Consider the following 15581-nt stretch of genomic DNA (forward strand, 5'->3'; position numbering starts at 1 on the left):
CGTTAGCGAGCCGACCCGGGGCGGCCCGTCACAGGCCCACGTCGCGGAACAGGCCGGCGACCTCACCGGCGTTGAGGCGCCGGGTGTGACCGGGGGGCAGCTCACCGAGCCGGATCGAGCCGATGCGGGTGCGGACGAGCCGCTCCACGGGGTGCCCCACCTGCGCCAGCATGCGCCGCACGACGTGCTTGCGGCCCTCGTGGATGACGATCTCGAGCAGGGCCTTGCCCGGGGCGGAGTCCACGACGGCGAACTCGTCGACCTTGACCGGGCCGTCGTCCAGCTCGATCCCCTCCTTGAGGGTGCGGCCGACCTCGCGGCCGATGGGGCCCGGGACCTCGGCCAGGTACCACTTCTGCACGCCGTAGCTGGGGTGCAGCAGCCGGTGGGCCAGGTCGCCGTCGTTGGTCAGCAGCAGCAGGCCCTCGGACTCCAGGTCGAGCCGGCCGACGTGGAACAGCCGCTCCTCGCGGTCCCGGACCAGGTCGCCGAGGTTGGAGCGGCCCTCGTCGTCCTCCATCGCCGACAGCATGCCGACGGGCTTGTTGACGGCCAGGTACACGCGGGTGTCGTCGACCTGGACCCGGAGGCCGTCGACGTGGACCACCTGGGTGGGGCTGACGCGGGTGCCGAGCTCGGTGACGACCTGGTCGTCGACCGTGACCCGACCGAGCGCGATGAGCTGCTCGGCGCGACGCCGCGACGCGACGCCGGCCTTGGCCAGCACTTTCTGCAGGCGCTCGCCCTCGGGGTCGTGGACGTCGCCGGCGGGGGCGTCGGGCACGTTGGCGGCGCGCTGGTCCGCGCCGCGCTGCTGGCGCATCTTGCGGCGGTCGGCGGGGCCGGGCCGGGACCCGCCGTTGCCGCCGGGAGCGGTGCGGGCGGGCTGCTTGCGGCCGCCGCGGGAGCTGGTGGGGCTCATCGGGAAGCCCCTGCGATGTCGTCGAGCACGTCGGCCTCCGGCAGGTAGGGGGCGAGGGGCGGCAGCTCGTCGACGCTCGTCAACCCGAGCCGCTCGCAGAACTCGCCCGTCGTGACGTACAGGATCGCACCGTTCGGGGACTCGTCGCCGCTCTCGGCCACCAGACCCCGCTGCAGGAGGGTCCGGATGGTCGCGTCGGCGCTCACGCCGCGGATGCTGGAGACCGTGCTGCGGGTGACGGGCTGGCGGTAGGCGATGATCGCGAGGGTCTCCAGCGAGGCCCGGCTGAGCCGGGCCGTGGCACCGTCGCGGACGAACCGCTCGACCACCGGCGCGAACACCTGGCGGGAGTACACCCGCCAGCCGGTGGCGCTCTCCCGCAGCTCGAAACCCCGTCCCCCGGCGTCGTAGTCGGTCGCCAGCTCGCGCAGCAGCTGCTCGACCCGCTCCAGCGGCAGCGCGAGGGCCGCGGCCAGCACCAGCGCCGGGACCGGCTCGTCGGCCACCATCACCACCGCCTCGACCGCCGCCCGGGCACCGCCGGGCAGGGCGTCGACGTCCAGGCCCTCCTGCAGGGTCATGCGTGCTCCTCGCCGCTCGGGTGGGTCTCGTCGCCGAGCTCGGCGACCTGGTGCAGCGTGGCGCGCTGCTCGGGACGGATCAGCCGGATGCTGAGGTCGGCCAGCGGGCCCGCCTGCTCCAGCGCCACCAGCTCCTCACGGTAGAGGTCGAGCACCGCCAGGAACCGGGCCACGACCACGGGGCGCCCGCCCGCGTCCGCCACCAGGGTGCGGAAGGACACGGCCCGACCGGTCTGCAGCCGGCGCAGCAGCTCGTCCTTCTGCTCGGCCACGTCGACCTCGGGGGCGTGCAGGTGCTCCAGGCCCACGGTGGGGATGGGCTTGGGTCGCAGCGCCTCCGCGGCGATCCGGGCGAACGTCTCGGCGTCGGAGGTCCACACCAGGTCCGGCAGCAGGCCGGCCGCGGCCGGGTCGTCGCCCCGGCGTCGCGGGTGGCGCCCGGCGTAGGCCTCCAGCCGGCGGTCGATGTCGGCCGCGGCGGTGCGGAACGCCCGGTACTGCAGCAGCCGCGCGAACAGCAGGTCGCGGGCCTCCAGCAGGGCCAGGTCCTGCTCGTCCTCCACCTGCGCCCCCGGCAGCAGCCGCGCGGACTTGAGGTCCAGCAGGGTGGCCGCGACCAGGACGAAGCCGGTCACCTCGTCCAGGTCCCAGTGGTCCATCGCCCGGATGTGGGCGAGGAACTCGTCGGTGACCTCGGCCAGGGCCACCTCGGTGACGTCGAGGCGGTGCTTGGCGATCAACCCCAGCAGCAGGTCGAACGGGCCGGTGAAGACGTCGAGGTGGACCTCGAAGGACGACGTCGGGCCCTCGCCGTCCGGGCCGTGCTCGGTCGCCGGGGCGCCCACGTGCCTCAGGCGACCAGACCCCGGGCCACCAGCTCGCGGGCCAGCTGCCGGTAGGCGTGGGTGCCGGGGTGCGACGGGGCGTAGGTGGTCATCGGCTGCGACGCGGCGGAGGAGTCGGGGAACTTGACCGTGCGGGCGATGACGGTGTGGAACACCTTCTCGCCGAACACGTCGACCAGCCGGGCGACGACCTCGCGGGAGTGCAGGGTGCGGGGGTCGTACATGGTGGGCAGGACGCCGTCGATCTCCAGGCCGAAGTTGAGCCGGTCGGTGACCTTCTCGATGGTCTGCTGCAGCAGCGCGACGCCGCGCAGCGCGAAGTACTCGCACTCCACCGGGATCAGGACGCCGTGGGCCGCGGTCAGGGCGTTGACCGCGAGCAGGCCCAGGCTGGGCTGGCAGTCGATGAGCACGACGTCGTAGTCGTCCTGGATGGGGCGCAGCAGGCGCTTGAGCACCATCTCCCGCGCCACCTCCGACACCAGGTGGACCTCGGCGGCGGACAGGTGGATGTCCGTGGGCAGGACGTCGATGCCGGGGAACGCCGTCGCGCGGACCACGTCGCGCACGTCGGCGTCCCGGTCGACGAGCAGCTGGTACAGCGACGGCTCGTCCTCCTCCGGTCGCACGCCGAGCCCGGCCGACAGGGCGCCCTGGGGGTCGAAGTCGACGAGGAGGACCTTGCGGCCGTACTCCGCCAGCGCGGCGCCCAGGTTCATGGTCGTCGTCGTCTTGCCGACGCCGCCCTTCTGGTTGCACAGGGCGATGACCCGGGCGGGTCCGTGCTGGCCGAGGACGGGGGGCACGCCGAAGTCGGGCAGCGGTCGACCGGTGGGGCCCAGCTCGTCGGACCCGTCGCCGGTCGCGGCGTCGGTCGCAGAAGTCACGCAGGTGACCCTAGTGCGAGCACCGGGGTGCCCGGCCCCCACCACGCCGCTCACCGGGCCACCACGGGGCCTCGGCGGCGGCGGGACGGGCTCAGCGGGCGCGCGGGTGGCTGGTGGCGTACACCTCGCGCAGCGCGTCGACGGACACGTGGGTGTACACCTGCGTCGTCGACACCGACGCGTGGCCCAGCAGCTCCTGGACGACGCGGACGTCGGCGCCGCCCTCCAGCAGGTGGGTGGCGAAGGAGTGCCGCAGCAGGTGGGGTCCCACGGCGGGGCCGCCCGGCTCGGGCAGGCCGGCGACCGCCGCGGCCCGCTGCAGCACCACCCAGGCCGACTGGCGGCTGAGCCGCCCGCCCCGGGAGTTGCGGAACAGCGCCCGCGGGTCGGTCCCGGCGCCGAGCAGGCCGGGGCGGGCCCGCACCAGGTAGGCCTGCAGCGCCGCCCTCGCGTGGCTGCCGACCGGGACCTCGCGCTGCTTGCCGCCCTTGCCGGTGAGGCGCAGGACGCCCACCAGCTCGCCGTCGGAGCCGATGACGTCGTCGACGTCGAGGCGGGCCACCTCCGAGATGCGGGCCCCGGTGGCGTACAGCAGCTCCAGCAGGGCCCGGTCGCGCAGACCCAGCGGGGTGCTGGTGTCGGGCGCCTGCAGCAGCCGCTCGACCGACCCGACCCCCAGGGCCTTGGGGAGCCGGCGGGGCAGCTGCGGGGAACGGACCTCGCGGGTGACGTCCACGGGGACCAGGCCCTCGGCGAGCCAGAACCGGTGCAGCCCCCGCACCGCCGCCAGCGCCCGCGCGGTGGACGCCGCCGACAGCGCCGTGCCGCCGTCGACGGGGCTCCGCAGCGCCACCACGAAGGCCGAGACGTCGGCCTCGGTGACCTGCGCGGGCCGCTCGCGCCCCAGCCGGTGCAGGTGCGCGGTCCACCGGGCGATGTCGCGCCGGTAGGCCGCCAGGGTGTTGGTGGCGGCCCCCCGCTCGACGGCCAGGTGGGTCAACCAGGTCGCAGCCGCCGCGTCCAGCGGGCCGGGGGCGGCGCGCTGTCGCGGCGGGGCGTGCGAGCCGGCGTCCACGTCAGGCCAGGACGTCGGCCAGCGGGGTGTGGTCCATGCCGTGGGCCACGGCGACGGGCTCGTTGACGACGGCGCCGGCGTGGGTGTTGAGGCCCAGCGCCAGCGACGGGTCCGCCCGCAGCGCCTCCCGCCAGCCCTGGGTGGCCACGGCGCTGGCGTAGGGCAGCGTGACGTTGGTCAGGGCGTACGTCGAGGTGTTGGGCACGGCCCCGGGCATGTTGGCCACGCAGTAGAACACCGAGTCGTGGACCCCGAACGTCGGGTCGGCGTGGGTGGTGGGACGGGTGTCCTCGAAGCAGCCGCCCTGGTCGACGGAGATGTCGACGAGCACGCTGCCGGGCCGCATCCGCGACACCAGCTCGTTGCTGACCAGTCGGGGCGCCTTGGCCCCGGGCACCAGCACGGCGCCGATCACGAGGTCGGCCGACAGCACGGCCCGCTCCAGCTCGAGGCTGTTGGAGGCCACGGTCTGCACCCGGCCCTGGTAGATCCGGTCCGCCGCCCGCAGCCGCGACACGTCGCGGTCCATCAGGACGACCTCGGCCTGCATCCCCACCGCGGTGGCGGTGGCGTTGAGCCCCGCGACCCCGGCGCCGATGACGACGACCTTGGCCGCGTAGGTCCCGGAGACCCCACCCATGAGCACGCCGCGGCCGCCCTCGGCCCGGAGCAGGGTGTGGGCGCCGACCATCGGGGCCAGCCGGCCCGCGACCTCGCTCATCGGGTAGAGCAGGGGCAGCGCCCGGTCGGGGGTCTGCACCGTCTCGTAGGCGATGGCGGTGACCTCCTTGGCCACCAGCTCCTCGGTGAGGCGACGGTCCGCGGCCAGGTGCAGGTAGGTGAACAGCGTCAGTCCCGGACGGAGGCGGTGGTACTCCTCCTCGACGGGTTCCTTGACCTTGAGCACCAGGTCGGCCCGCTCCCAGACCTCGTCCGCGTCCTCGACGACCACGGCGCCCTCGGCGCGGTAGTCGTCGTCGCTGATCGAGGAGCCGGTGCCCGCCCCGGCCTCGACCAGGACCTCGTGACCGCGGCTGCGCAGCTCGTGGACCCCCGACGGGGTGAGCGCGACCCGGTACTCGTGGTTCTTGACCTCGGACGGGACCCCGACGACGGTGGCGGTATCAGTCACGGCCGCACTCTAGGGGCCTACGGTGGCTGCGTGGACGACGTGGGGCCTGACGTGTCGCGCGTCACGCCTGCTCGGGCGGTCGGCGGGCCCTCCCCCGGTACCGCCCCCACGGGCAGGACCCTCCCGGCTCGGCGGCGGCTGCTCTGGTACGCGCAGACCCCCGGGCGGCGGTCGCGACAGGTCACCGTGGACGCCGCGGTCGTGCTCTGGTGCCTGGCCTGGGCCCTCGTCGGCGCGGCCGCCCACCAGGCGGTCCGGTCGCTGGTGGCACCCACCCTGGACCTGGCCGGCGGGGCCGAGCGGACGGCCGAGCAGCTGCAGCGCGGTGGGGACGGCGTGGCGGGCCTGCCCCTGGTGGGCGAGGACGTGGCGTCCCCGTTCCGTTCCGCCGCGGGCTCCGTCACCGACATCGCGGTCTCGACCACACGCCTGGCCGACCTGGTGGGCGACCTGGCCGTGGCCGTCGGTCTGCTCGTGCCCCTGGCCCCGATCGCCGTCGTGCTGCTGCTGTGGCTGCCGGCGCGGTTGCGCTTCGCCCGACGCGCCGGCGCGGCCAGCGCCCTGCTGGCTGCCGGGGCCGACCGTGAGCTGTTCGCGCTGCGCGCGCTGACCACGCAGCCGCTCCCCCGGCTCGCCGCGGTGTCGGCCGACCCGGTGGGCGACTGGCGTCGCGGCGACCCGGAGGTGACGGCCCGCCTCGCCGCCCTGGAGCTGGAGCACCTGGGCCTGACCCCCGCGCCCGGCGGCCCGGCCGGGCGCTGACCGGATCAGGTGCCGGTTGTGGGACGTTCCTGGCCGGATGAGACGGTCTGGCCGCACGGAACGTCCCACACGAACGGCCAGGCGCTGACCAGAAGCCGGCCGCCGGGCGCCGACCGGATCAGGCGCGCCGGTTGTGGGACGTTCCTGGTCGGTTGAGACGGGCTGGCCGCACGGAACGTCCCACACGAACGGCCGGGCGCTGGCCAGAGCTGGCGCCGGGCGTCGGCCCGGTCAGGCGCCCCCGGTTGTGGGACGTTCCTGGCCGGCTGAGACGGCCCTGCCACACGGACCGTCCCACACGAACGGCCAGGCGCTCACCAGAAGCCGGCCGCCGGGCGTCGACCGGATCAGGCGCGCCGGTTGCGGGACGTTCCCGGCCGGTTGAGACGGGCTGGCCGCACGGAACGTCCCACACGAACGGCCGGGCGCTGGCCAGAGCTGGCGCCGGGCGTCGGCCCGATCAGGCGCCCCCGGTTGTGGGACGTTCCTGGCCGGTCGAGACCGTCTGGCCGCACGGAACGTCCCACACGAACGGCCGGGCGCTGGCCAGAGCTGGCGCCGGGCGTCGGCCCGGTCAGGCGCCCCCGGTTGTGGGACGTTCCTGGCCGGGTGAGACCGTCTGGCCGCACGGAACGTCCCACACGAACGCCGCCCGCTGGCCGGGGCGCTGGCCGGACCTAGCCGCCCGGCCGCAGCCGGTTGTGGGACGTTTCCGCCCGCCCGAGGCCCTGCTGACGCCCGGGACGTCCCACACGATCGGGACCGGAGCCCGGAACGTCCCACACGACCGGGTCCAGTGCCCGGAACGTCCCACACCGCGCCGGTGACCCCTCGCCGCTAGGGCTCGGACCTACCCGTGGGCGCGGACCACCCGGACACGGCGGTCCTCCTCCGGCGGGGACCAGGTGCGGGCGTCCGCGTCGGTCTGGTCTCCGGAGCGGATGTCCTTGGCCTGGCCGAGCAGCGCGTCGTCCGCGTCGCCCGGGAACCAGACGAACGGGATGCCGTTGCGGTCGGCGTGCTTGATCTGCTTGCCGAACTTGGCGGCCGTCGGGGCCGTGTCCGCGGGGATGCCGCGGCCCCGCAGCGCCCGCGCGACCACGTCGCTGCGGGAGCGGTCGGCCTCGTCGGTGACCGCCACGAGCACCGCCGTGGGGACGGCGCGGGTGGCCGCGACCGAGCCGTCCCGCAGCAGGCGGGACACCAGACGGCTGACTCCGATGCTCAGCCCGACCCCGGGGTGACGGGTGGAACCCTCGCTCACCAGGTCGTCGTAGCGACCGCCCGAGCAGACGGACCCGAGGTCCTCGTGCCCGACCAGCTCGGTCTCGTAGACGCTGCCGGTGTAGTAGTCCAGGCCGCGGACGACGGCCAGGTCGGCGACGACCACCCCGGGCGCCACCTGCTCCGCGGCGTCGACCAGGTGCTGCAGGTCCGGTAGGGCGGCGTCGAGCTCGGCGGAGCCGGCCCCCAGCCGCGCCGCGGCCTCGGCGACGACGGACAGGTCCGTCCCGGTGACGCCGGCGACCTCGAGCACCGCCGCCGCCTGCTGCTCGGTGGCGCCGGCCCGTTCGCGCAGCAGGGTGGCGGTCGCCTCGGGGCCGATCTTGGCCAGCTTGTCGACCGCCGCGAGGACCGCAGGCACGTCGCTCAGTCCGAGGCCACGCACCAGCGCCTCCACGACGCGGCGGTCGTTGACCCGCATCCGCACGTCGCCGACGTCCAGGGCCCGCAAGGCCTCGACCATGACCAGGGGCAGGTCGACCTCGTAGTGCCGCGGCAGGGTGTCGACGCCGACCACGTCCACGTCGGCCTGGACGAACTCCCGGAACCGGCCGTCCTGGGGTCGCTCACCGCGCCAGCTGCGCTGGATCTGGTAACGCTTGAACGGGAACGACAGGTGCCCGCCGTTCTGCAGCACGTACCGGGCGAACGGCACCGTCAGGTCGAAGTGCAGGCCCAGGGTGTCGGGGTCGGTGGCCCCGTCGTCCTCGGCGTGGAGCCGCCGCACGACGTAGACCTCCTTGTCGATCTCGCCCTTGCGCAGCAGCTGTGACAGCGGCTCGACGGACCGGGTCTCGACCGAGGCGAACCCGTGCAGCTCGAAGGTCTCGCGCAGGGTGTCGAGCACGTGCAGCTCGACGGCTCGCTGGGCGGGCAGCCACTCGGGGAAGCCCGAGAGCGGCGCGATCCTCGCCATCAGTGTCCTCTCGTGGGGCTGCGGTCACTCGGCAGCCGGGTCAGGTAGGGGTTGGTGGCCCGCTCACGGGCCATGGTCGTGCTGGGTCCGTGACCGGGCAGCACGAGGGTGTCGTCGGAGAAGCGTGGCAGCACGTCGCGCAACGATGTCGTCATGGCGGCCGGGTCGCCGCCGAACAGGTCGGAGCGCCCGATGCTCCCGGCGAACAGCAGGTCCCCGCTCAGCAGCCACGGCTCCGCGCCCGTGGTGGCCGCGTCCAGGTGGAACACCACGGACCCCTCGGTGTGACCGGGGGTGTGGTGGACCCCCAGGTCGAGCCCGGCCACCTGGAAGCGGGGCGGTGCCGAGGTCCCGCCCTGCTCCCCCACCGCCGCCGCGCTCAGGTCGAGGACGTCGTCGGGCTCCTGCCACCGTTCCGCCGGCCCGAACATCCCGGCCAGCATCCCGCGCAGCTCCGGTGCCAGCTGAGCCAACGGGTCCCGCAGCCGGTAGCGGTCGTCGGGGTGGACGTGCACCGCCACCCCGGCGCCGGCGCTGCGGCAGACGGGCGTCACCGACCAGACGTGGTCGGCGTGCCCGTGGGTCAGCAGCACCGCGGCCGGTCGCAGCCGCTCCTCACGCAGCAGGTCCTCCAGCGGACCGAGCACCCCGATCCCCGGGTCGACGACGACGCACTCCTGCCCCGGCCCCGTCGCCAGCACCCAGCAGTTCGTGCCGAACGCCGTGGCCTCGATCGCACGCACCAGCATGGGAGCCGAGGCTACTTCCCTATGCTGTCGTCCCTGCCCGCAGGCGGACGGCAGGAGCGTCGCTCCTTGTCGTCGTCACCCAGGAAGGACCCAGCACCCGTGACGTCCAAGCGAGAGCGCGAGCAAGCCCGCCGCCGGCAGGAGAAGTTCGAGCAGAGGACCGCCGACAAGCAGGCCGGTCGGGGTCGCCGCCGCACGACCAACGCCGTGGTCGCCGCCGTCGCGGTGCTCGTCGTCGTGGGCGTGGTGACGGCCGTCTCGCTGCTCGGCGGCGGGGGCGACGACACCCTCGCCGAGGGTGGTGCGACCGCGACCACCGCCCCGAGCACCGCACCCGACGAGGGCACGAGCCCCGACGCCGCCCCGACCGGGGAACCGGCCGCCCCGCCGGAGGACGACACCTGTCCCCCGGTCCCGGTGGCCGAGGTGGACCCCGTCCAGTTCGACACCGCACCGGAGCCCGTGTCCGGCACGTGGACGGTCCGGCTGGCCACCACCTGCGGGGACGTGACCCTCGAGCTGGACGCCGACGCGGCCCCGCAGGGCGTCGGGAACCTGGTGTTCCTCGCCCAGGAGAGCTGGTTCGACGGCACCCCGTGCCACCGGCTCACCACCGCGGGCATCTTCGTGCTGCAGTGCGGGGACCCGACCGGCACCGGGACCGGTGGCCCGGGCTACGCGTTCGGCCCGGTCGAGAACGCACCGGTCGACGACGTCTACCCGGCCGGCACGGTGGCCATGGCACGCGTCGGCGGTGACGGTGAGAGCATGGGCAGCCAGTTCTTCCTCGTGTACGAGGACTCGACCATCCCGTCCGACGGCGCCGGGGGGTACACCGTCCTCGGCCGCGTGACCGAAGGGCTCGACATCGTCCGGCTGGTCGCCGAAGGTGGACTGGCCGCGGACGGGGTCGCACCCGCCCGAACCATCGGAATCGAAAGCGTCACCGCGGAGGAGACAGCGTGAGCACCGAGCCCAGCCCGTCCGGTCCCGACCAGCAGGAGCCGGTGGACGTGGCGCCGGAGGCCGCGCCGGCCCCCCCAGCGGATCGGGCCGACGGTTCCCAGGACCCCGCCCAGCCCGACTCAGCCGGCGACGAGCAGAACGGCGAGCAGAACGGCGACGAGCAGGCCGATGAGCAGACCAGCGCGTCGTCGGTTCTCGGCGCCGTCGCGGGGGCCATCGGCGGCCTGGCCAAGGACGTGGTGACCGGTGCCGCGGACGCGCTCCTGAGCCGCCGCGAGCACGACACGTCGGACGAGACCGCTTCGGACGAGACCGCTTCGGACGAGACCGAGGACGCACCCGAGGCCAGCACCCCCGAGGCCGACGCACCCCAGGCGACCGCCTCGGGCACGAGCGCCCCGGACTCGGCTGCCCCGTCGGCGGATGCCCCGGACGTGACGCCCGACGCACCCACCGCGGCGCCTGACGCAGCCGCGTCCGAGCCCGAGGCGGCCCCCGAGCCCGAGGCGGCCGAGCCCGAAGCGGCCCCCGAGCCCGACGTGGCGGGCGAGCCCGTGACCGTCACCGAGCCGGAGGCCGACGCACCCCAGCCCGACGCACCCCAGCCCGACGCACCCCAGGACGGCGCGCCCGACGAGCCGGCGGCCGACGAGCCGGCGGCCGAGGGCCAGTCGGCGGCCGAGCCCGCTCCCGCGCCGAAGCCGACGCCTTCGCCCGTCCCGTCGGCCCCCGCCCACGACGCGCCGCGACCCTCCGACGTGATGCCGGCCCGGGCGCACACCCCCGCGCCCGCGGCGGCCGTCACCCCGCCCCTGGCGGTGGGCGCGGCGTCGTTCGGCCGGGTCGACGAGGCCGGCGTCGTCCACGTCCGCGACGGCGACGAGGAGCGCGAGGTCGGTCAGTACCCCGACGTCCCGCACTCGGAGGCCCTGGCCTTCTACGTGCGCAAGTTCGAGGACCTGGCGGCTCAGGTGCACCTGCTCGGGCAGCGGCTCGACAACGGCACCGTGCCGGCCAAGGAGGCCCGCGCCTCCCTGGTCACCCTCCGGACGTCGGCCACCGAGGCCAAGGCCGTCGGGGACCTGCCGACGCTGCGGGCCGAGCTGGACCGACTCGACGGACTCGTCGCCGAGCGGACCAAGGTCGAGGACGCCCAGCGCGCGGCGGCCCGGGCCCAGGCGCTCGCCGAGCGGGAGGCCATCGTCGTCGAGGCGGAGCAGATCGCCGCCACCCCGGCCCAGAGCATGCACTTCAAGAACGCGGGCGAGCGGATGCAGGCCCTGCTGGACACCTGGAAGACGGCCCAGCGGTCCGGCACCCGGCTGGACAAGCGCAGCGAGGACCCGCTGTGGAAGCGCTTCGCGGCCGCCCGGTCCACCGTGGACCGGATGCGGCGGGCGCACTTCGCCCAGGTCAGCGACCAGCGCTCGGAGACGAAGTCCGCCAAGGAGCAGCTCATCGCCCGGGCGGAGGAGCTGCAGACCTCGACGGACTGGCGTTCCGCCAGCGACGAGTACCGCAGCCTGATGGACAGCTGGAAGTCCGCGGGACGCCTGTCCCGCAAGGACGACGACGCCCTCTGGGCCCGGTTCCGCGCGGCGCAGGACGTGTTCTTCGCGGCCCGCACGGCGGCCAACTCCGCGCAGGACGAGGAGTACAAGGCCAACCTGGAGGTCAAGGAGAAGCTGCTCCTGGAGGCCGAGGCGCTGCTACCCGTCACCGACCTGGACCGGGCCCGCAAGGCGCTCGGGTCGATCCAGGACCGTTGGGACGACGCCGGGCGGGTGCCCCGCGGCGACCTGGACCGGATCGAGGGACGCCTCAAGGCGGTCATCGAGAAGGTCCGTGACGCCGACAGCGCCAAGTGGGGCAAGGGCAAGCCCGAGGTGGTGGCCCGGGGTTCCGGCCTGGTGCTGCAGCTGCGTCAGCAGGTCGCCGACCTCGACGCCAAGGTCACCGAGGCCGAGGCCCGTGGCGACACCCGCACGGCCTCGCGCGCGGCCAAGGAGCGGGCCACCAAGCAGGCCTGGCTCGACCAGGCCGAGGCGTCGCTCGACGACATCTCGCGCTGAGCCGGCGTCCGCCGCGCACCGCGGGCGGCTGACCCCGGCCACCGTCGGCCCCCGTGTCCACAACGGCACGGGGGCCGTCGACGTCCACAGCCGGGCGCGGTCGGCGGTCAGCTCGTGGGCGGTGACCGCGAGCCTGGCCGGGTGCTCGAGACCACCGCTCCCCCGTGGCGCCTGGACCCCTGCCCGCGGCCACCGCTGGTCCTGGCGGGTGAGCTGGCCCTTCCTGCGGGGGTGCCGTGCGACGCGCCGACGCTGGTGGCGGACGTGCACGTCACCCGGGTCCCGGTGGCACCGACGGACCGGGCCCGGGCGATGGCGCTGTGCTCGCCCGCCGGCCACGGCGTCCTCGTGCGGCAGAGCGCGGCCTGGGTGTGGAGCGGTCACCCCGCCCTGCTGCCCCGCCAGGTGGACCTGGCCCTGCCGGCCGGCGGACCGCAGGTGCCGGGCCCCCGGCCGGGGGCCGGCCGCAGGGGTCTGCCGCTGCGGGCCACCCGGTGGGACGGCCCCCGCGCCTGGGTCCTGCTCGGCGGTGTGCCGCTCACCGACCCCGAGGTGACGGCGGCCGACTGCGCCCGGCTGCTGCCGGAGCCCGTGGCCCGCGTCTGCGTCGAGGCACTGGCCCGTTCCCCCGGCATCGACGTCACGCGCGTGGTCACGGCCCTGCGGGCGGGCGGTGCCCGACCGGGCCGTCGGCGGGCCCTGCAGCTGCTGACCGAGCAGCAGGAGCAGCAGCCCCGGCCGCCGGGCCAGGAGCAGCAGGAGCACGAGCCACCCGACCAGCTCGGTCCGCGGGCCCCGCGACCACCGCAGGCCCCCGCCGGCGGGACGGACGCCCCGCCTCAGTCGTCGGCGACCTCGCGCTGCACGCCGCTGGTGACGCGGTAGACGTCGAAGACTCCCTCGATCCGCCGGACGGCGTTGAGGACGTGGTCCAGGTGCTGGGTGTCACCCATCTCGAAGGTGAACTTGGAGATCGCCACCCGCTTGTCCGACGTCGACACCGACGCGGACAGGATGTTGACGTGCGCGTCGGACAGCACCCGGGTGACGTCGGACAGCAACCGGCTCCGGTCCAGGGCCTCGACCTGGATCTGGACGAGGAACACGCTGGCCGAGGTGGGCGCCCACTCCACGTCGAGCATCCGCTCCGGCTCGCGCTGCAGGGTCGAGATGTTGCCGCAGTCGGTGCGGTGCACCGACACGCCCTGGCCCTTGGTGACGAAGCCGACGATCTCGTCCCCCGGCACCGGGGTGCAGCAGCGGGCCAGCTTCACCCAGACGTCCTCCGCGCCCTTGACCACGACACCGGACTCGTTGAACCGGGGCCGCGCCACCCGCCGGCTCGGGGTGGTGACCTCGGCCAGGTCCTCCTCGGTGCCGTCGGCCCCGCCGAGGGCGGCCACGAGCTTCTGCACCACGGCCTGGGCGCTGACGTGCCCCTCGCCGACCGCGGCGTACAACCCGGACACGTCGACGTACCGCATCTCCTGCGCCAGGGCGACGAGCGCCTCGTGCGACAGGACCCGCTGGATGGGGAGGTTCTGCTTGCGCATCACCCGGGCGAGGGCGTCGCGGCCGGCGTCGACGGCCTCCTCGCGACGCTCCTTGGAGAACCACTGGCGGATCTTGTTGCGGGCCCGGGGCGAGGCCACGAACCCGGCCCAGTCGCGGCTCGGCCCGGCGCCCGCGGCCTTGGAGGTGAAGATCTCGACGACGTCGCCGTTCTGGAGCGTGCTCTCCAGCGGCACCAGCCGCCCGTTGACGCGCGCCCCCATGCACCGGTGGCCGACCTCGGTGTGCACGGAGTAGGCGAAGTCCACCGGCGTCGCACCGGCCGGCAGCGACATGACGTCACCGCGCGGGGTGAAGACGAAGACCTCCTGGGCGGCCACCTCGAAGCGGAGCCCGTCGAGGAACTCCTCCGGGTCCCCGGTCTCGGCCTGCCAGTCCAGCAGCTGGCGCAGCCAGGACATGTCCGACGGGTCGGCCATCGGCGCGACGCCGACGGTCTTGGTGCCCTTGCCGCCCTGCCCGCCCTTGTACTTCCAGTGCGCGGCCACGCCGTACTCGGCACGGCGGTGCATCTCGAAGGTGCGGATCTGCACCTCGACGGGCTTGCCGCCCGGACCGATCACCGTGGTGTGCAGCGACTGGTACATGTTGAACTTGGGCATCGCGATGTAGTCCTTGAAGCGCCCCGGTACGGGCGTCCAGCGCGCGTGCAGCGCCCCCAGGACCGCGTAGCAGTCACGCAGCGTGTCGACCAGGACCCGGGCGGCGACCAGGTCGTAGATGTCGGCGAAGTCGCGGCCCCGGACGATCATCTTCTGGTAGATCGAGTAGTAGTGCTTGGGGCGCCCGGTGACGCTGGCGCGGATCTTGGCCTCCCGCAGGTCACCGGCGATCTGCTCGCGGACCTTGACCAGGTACTCCTCGCGGGCGGGCGCGCGCTCGGCCACCATGCGGACGATCTCGTCGTAGACCTTGGGGTACAGGGTCGCGAACGACAGGTCCTCCAGCTCCCACTTGATGGTGTTCATGCCCAGCCGGTGGGCCAGCGGGGCGTAGATCTCCAGCGTCTCGCGGGCCTTCTTCTGCGCCGACCCGGCCGACACGAACTTCCAGGTCCGGGCGTTGTGGAGCCGGTCGGCGAGCTTGATGACCAGGACCCTGATGTCGCGCGCCATCGCGACGACCATCTTGCGGACCGTCTCGGCCTGGGCGGCGTCGCCGTAGTGGACCTTGTCCAGCTTGGTGACGCCGTCGACGAGCAGCGCCACCTCCTCGCCGAAGTCCGTGCGCAGGTCGTCGAGGCTGTAGTCGGTGTCCTCCACGGTGTCGTGGAGCAGCGCGGCCGCCAGCGTCGAGGTCGGCATGCCCAGCTCGGCCAGGATCGTGGCCACCGCGACGGGGTGCGTGATGTACGGGTCGCCGCTCTTGCGCTCCTGCCCGGCGTGGGCCCGCTCGGCCACCACGAAGGCCCGCTCCAGCAGGGACGTGTCGGCCTTGGGGTCGGCGGCCCGGACGGTGACCAGCAGCGGCTCCAGGATGGGGCTCACCTGGGTGCGCACCAGCCCGCGCCGGGCCCAGCGGGACAGCAGACCACCGGAACCGGTCGTGGCGTCCGGACGCGGCTCGGCGGGAGGCACCGTCGGCGGCACGGGGACGGGCGCGACCACGGGCGCGAGCCCGGATCCCTGACTGGTCTGCTCGTCCACAGCACCTCCTCGTGACGAGTCTAGGCACCCCGCGGGCGATCCGGTCGCCGCGGTCACCCACGGTAGGCTCGGGCCGCCCCCGGGACGTCCCACGGTGCCCCCTGCACGGGGCCCGCACCGGTCGTCGGGCCCGGGGCCACCCCACCGGCCGCACGGTCGAACCTGCACGCCC

General features: G+C 74.6%; 13 protein-coding genes. 4 read left to right on the forward strand and 9 right to left on the reverse strand.

The features are described 5' to 3' along the window. Nucleotides 1-28 precede the first annotated feature (28 nt). The 6 genes from ACR80Q_RS16730 to ald form a co-directional block, all read right to left on the reverse strand. Nucleotides 29-922 (reverse strand): pseudouridine synthase, encoded by an 894-nt coding sequence (locus tag ACR80Q_RS16730; RefSeq protein ID WP_435378784.1) that lies wholly within the window; start codon nucleotides 920-922, stop codon nucleotides 29-31. After that, a complete protein-coding gene (gene scpB, locus ACR80Q_RS16735) occupies nucleotides 919-1503 on the reverse strand; it encodes an SMC-Scp complex subunit ScpB (protein ID WP_435378785.1) in 585 nt (194 codons plus the stop codon). Before scpB ends, ACR80Q_RS16730 begins: the two co-directional genes overlap by 4 nt. Then, on the reverse strand, nucleotides 1500-2348 hold the full coding sequence (locus ACR80Q_RS16740) for a segregation and condensation protein A (RefSeq protein WP_435378786.1): 849 nt from the start codon (nucleotides 2346-2348) through the stop codon (nucleotides 1500-1502). The genes scpB and ACR80Q_RS16740 overlap by 4 nt, the downstream gene beginning before the upstream one ends. Nucleotides 2349-2353: 5 nt before the next feature. Further along, nucleotides 2354-3235, reverse strand: a complete 882-nt coding sequence (locus ACR80Q_RS16745) for a ParA family protein (RefSeq protein WP_435378787.1) — start codon at nucleotides 3233-3235, stop codon at nucleotides 2354-2356. Between the two features lie 91 nt (nucleotides 3236-3326). Continuing rightward, nucleotides 3327-4310 carry a site-specific tyrosine recombinase XerD gene (locus ACR80Q_RS16750; RefSeq protein WP_435378788.1) on the reverse strand — a complete coding sequence of 328 codons (984 nt, stop codon included), beginning with the start codon at nucleotides 4308-4310 and terminating at the stop codon, nucleotides 3327-3329. 1 nt (nucleotide 4311) lies between these two features. Then, nucleotides 4312-5442 (reverse strand): alanine dehydrogenase, encoded by a 1131-nt coding sequence (gene ald / locus ACR80Q_RS16755; RefSeq protein ID WP_435378789.1) that lies wholly within the window; start codon nucleotides 5440-5442, stop codon nucleotides 4312-4314. A 186-nt stretch (nucleotides 5443-5628) separates the two neighbouring features. On the opposite strand from ald, the gene ACR80Q_RS16760 reads away from it, so the two are divergent. After that, the gene (locus tag ACR80Q_RS16760; protein ID WP_435378790.1) at nucleotides 5629-6204 is read left to right on the forward strand and encodes a hypothetical protein; all 576 of its coding nucleotides are present in this window, start codon (nucleotides 5629-5631) and stop codon (nucleotides 6202-6204) included. Nucleotides 6205-7054: 850 nt separating this feature from the next. Here the strand turns inward: ACR80Q_RS16760 and hisS are convergent. After that, nucleotides 7055-8404, reverse strand: coding sequence for a histidine--tRNA ligase (hisS, locus tag ACR80Q_RS16765; RefSeq protein ID WP_435378791.1), 1350 nt, complete (start codon nucleotides 8402-8404; stop codon nucleotides 7055-7057). Continuing rightward, nucleotides 8404-9153: an MBL fold metallo-hydrolase gene (locus ACR80Q_RS16770; RefSeq protein ID WP_435378792.1), complete on the reverse strand. Its 750-nt coding sequence runs from the start codon at nucleotides 9151-9153 to the stop codon at nucleotides 8404-8406. The genes hisS and ACR80Q_RS16770 overlap by 1 nt, the downstream gene beginning before the upstream one ends. 99 nt (nucleotides 9154-9252) lie before the next feature. On the opposite strand from ACR80Q_RS16770, the gene ACR80Q_RS16775 reads away from it, so the two are divergent. The 3 genes from ACR80Q_RS16775 (at nucleotide 9253) to ACR80Q_RS16785 (ending at nucleotide 13076) form a co-directional block, all read left to right on the forward strand. Beyond that, nucleotides 9253-10119 (forward strand): peptidylprolyl isomerase, encoded by an 867-nt coding sequence (locus ACR80Q_RS16775; RefSeq protein WP_435378793.1) that lies wholly within the window; start codon nucleotides 9253-9255, stop codon nucleotides 10117-10119. Next, on the forward strand, nucleotides 10116-12191 hold the full coding sequence (locus tag ACR80Q_RS16780; protein WP_435378794.1) for a DUF349 domain-containing protein: 2076 nt from the start codon (nucleotides 10116-10118) through the stop codon (nucleotides 12189-12191). The genes ACR80Q_RS16775 and ACR80Q_RS16780 overlap by 4 nt, the downstream gene beginning before the upstream one ends. A gap of 141 nt (nucleotides 12192-12332) precedes the next feature. Continuing rightward, nucleotides 12333-13076 (forward strand): hypothetical protein, encoded by a 744-nt coding sequence (locus tag ACR80Q_RS16785; RefSeq protein ID WP_435378795.1) that lies wholly within the window; start codon nucleotides 12333-12335, stop codon nucleotides 13074-13076. Here the strand turns inward: ACR80Q_RS16785 and ACR80Q_RS16790 are convergent. After that, nucleotides 13031-15409, reverse strand: coding sequence for a RelA/SpoT family protein (locus ACR80Q_RS16790; RefSeq protein WP_435378796.1), 2379 nt, complete (start codon nucleotides 15407-15409; stop codon nucleotides 13031-13033). The two genes, ACR80Q_RS16785 and ACR80Q_RS16790, sit on opposite strands and share 46 nt — an antisense overlap. Nucleotides 15410-15581: the final 172 nt, after the last annotated feature.

The sequence above is a fragment of the Aquipuribacter aurantiacus genome, from assembly GCF_051216895.1.
Lineage (GTDB): Bacteria > Actinomycetota > Actinomycetes > Actinomycetales > JBBAYJ01 > Aquipuribacter.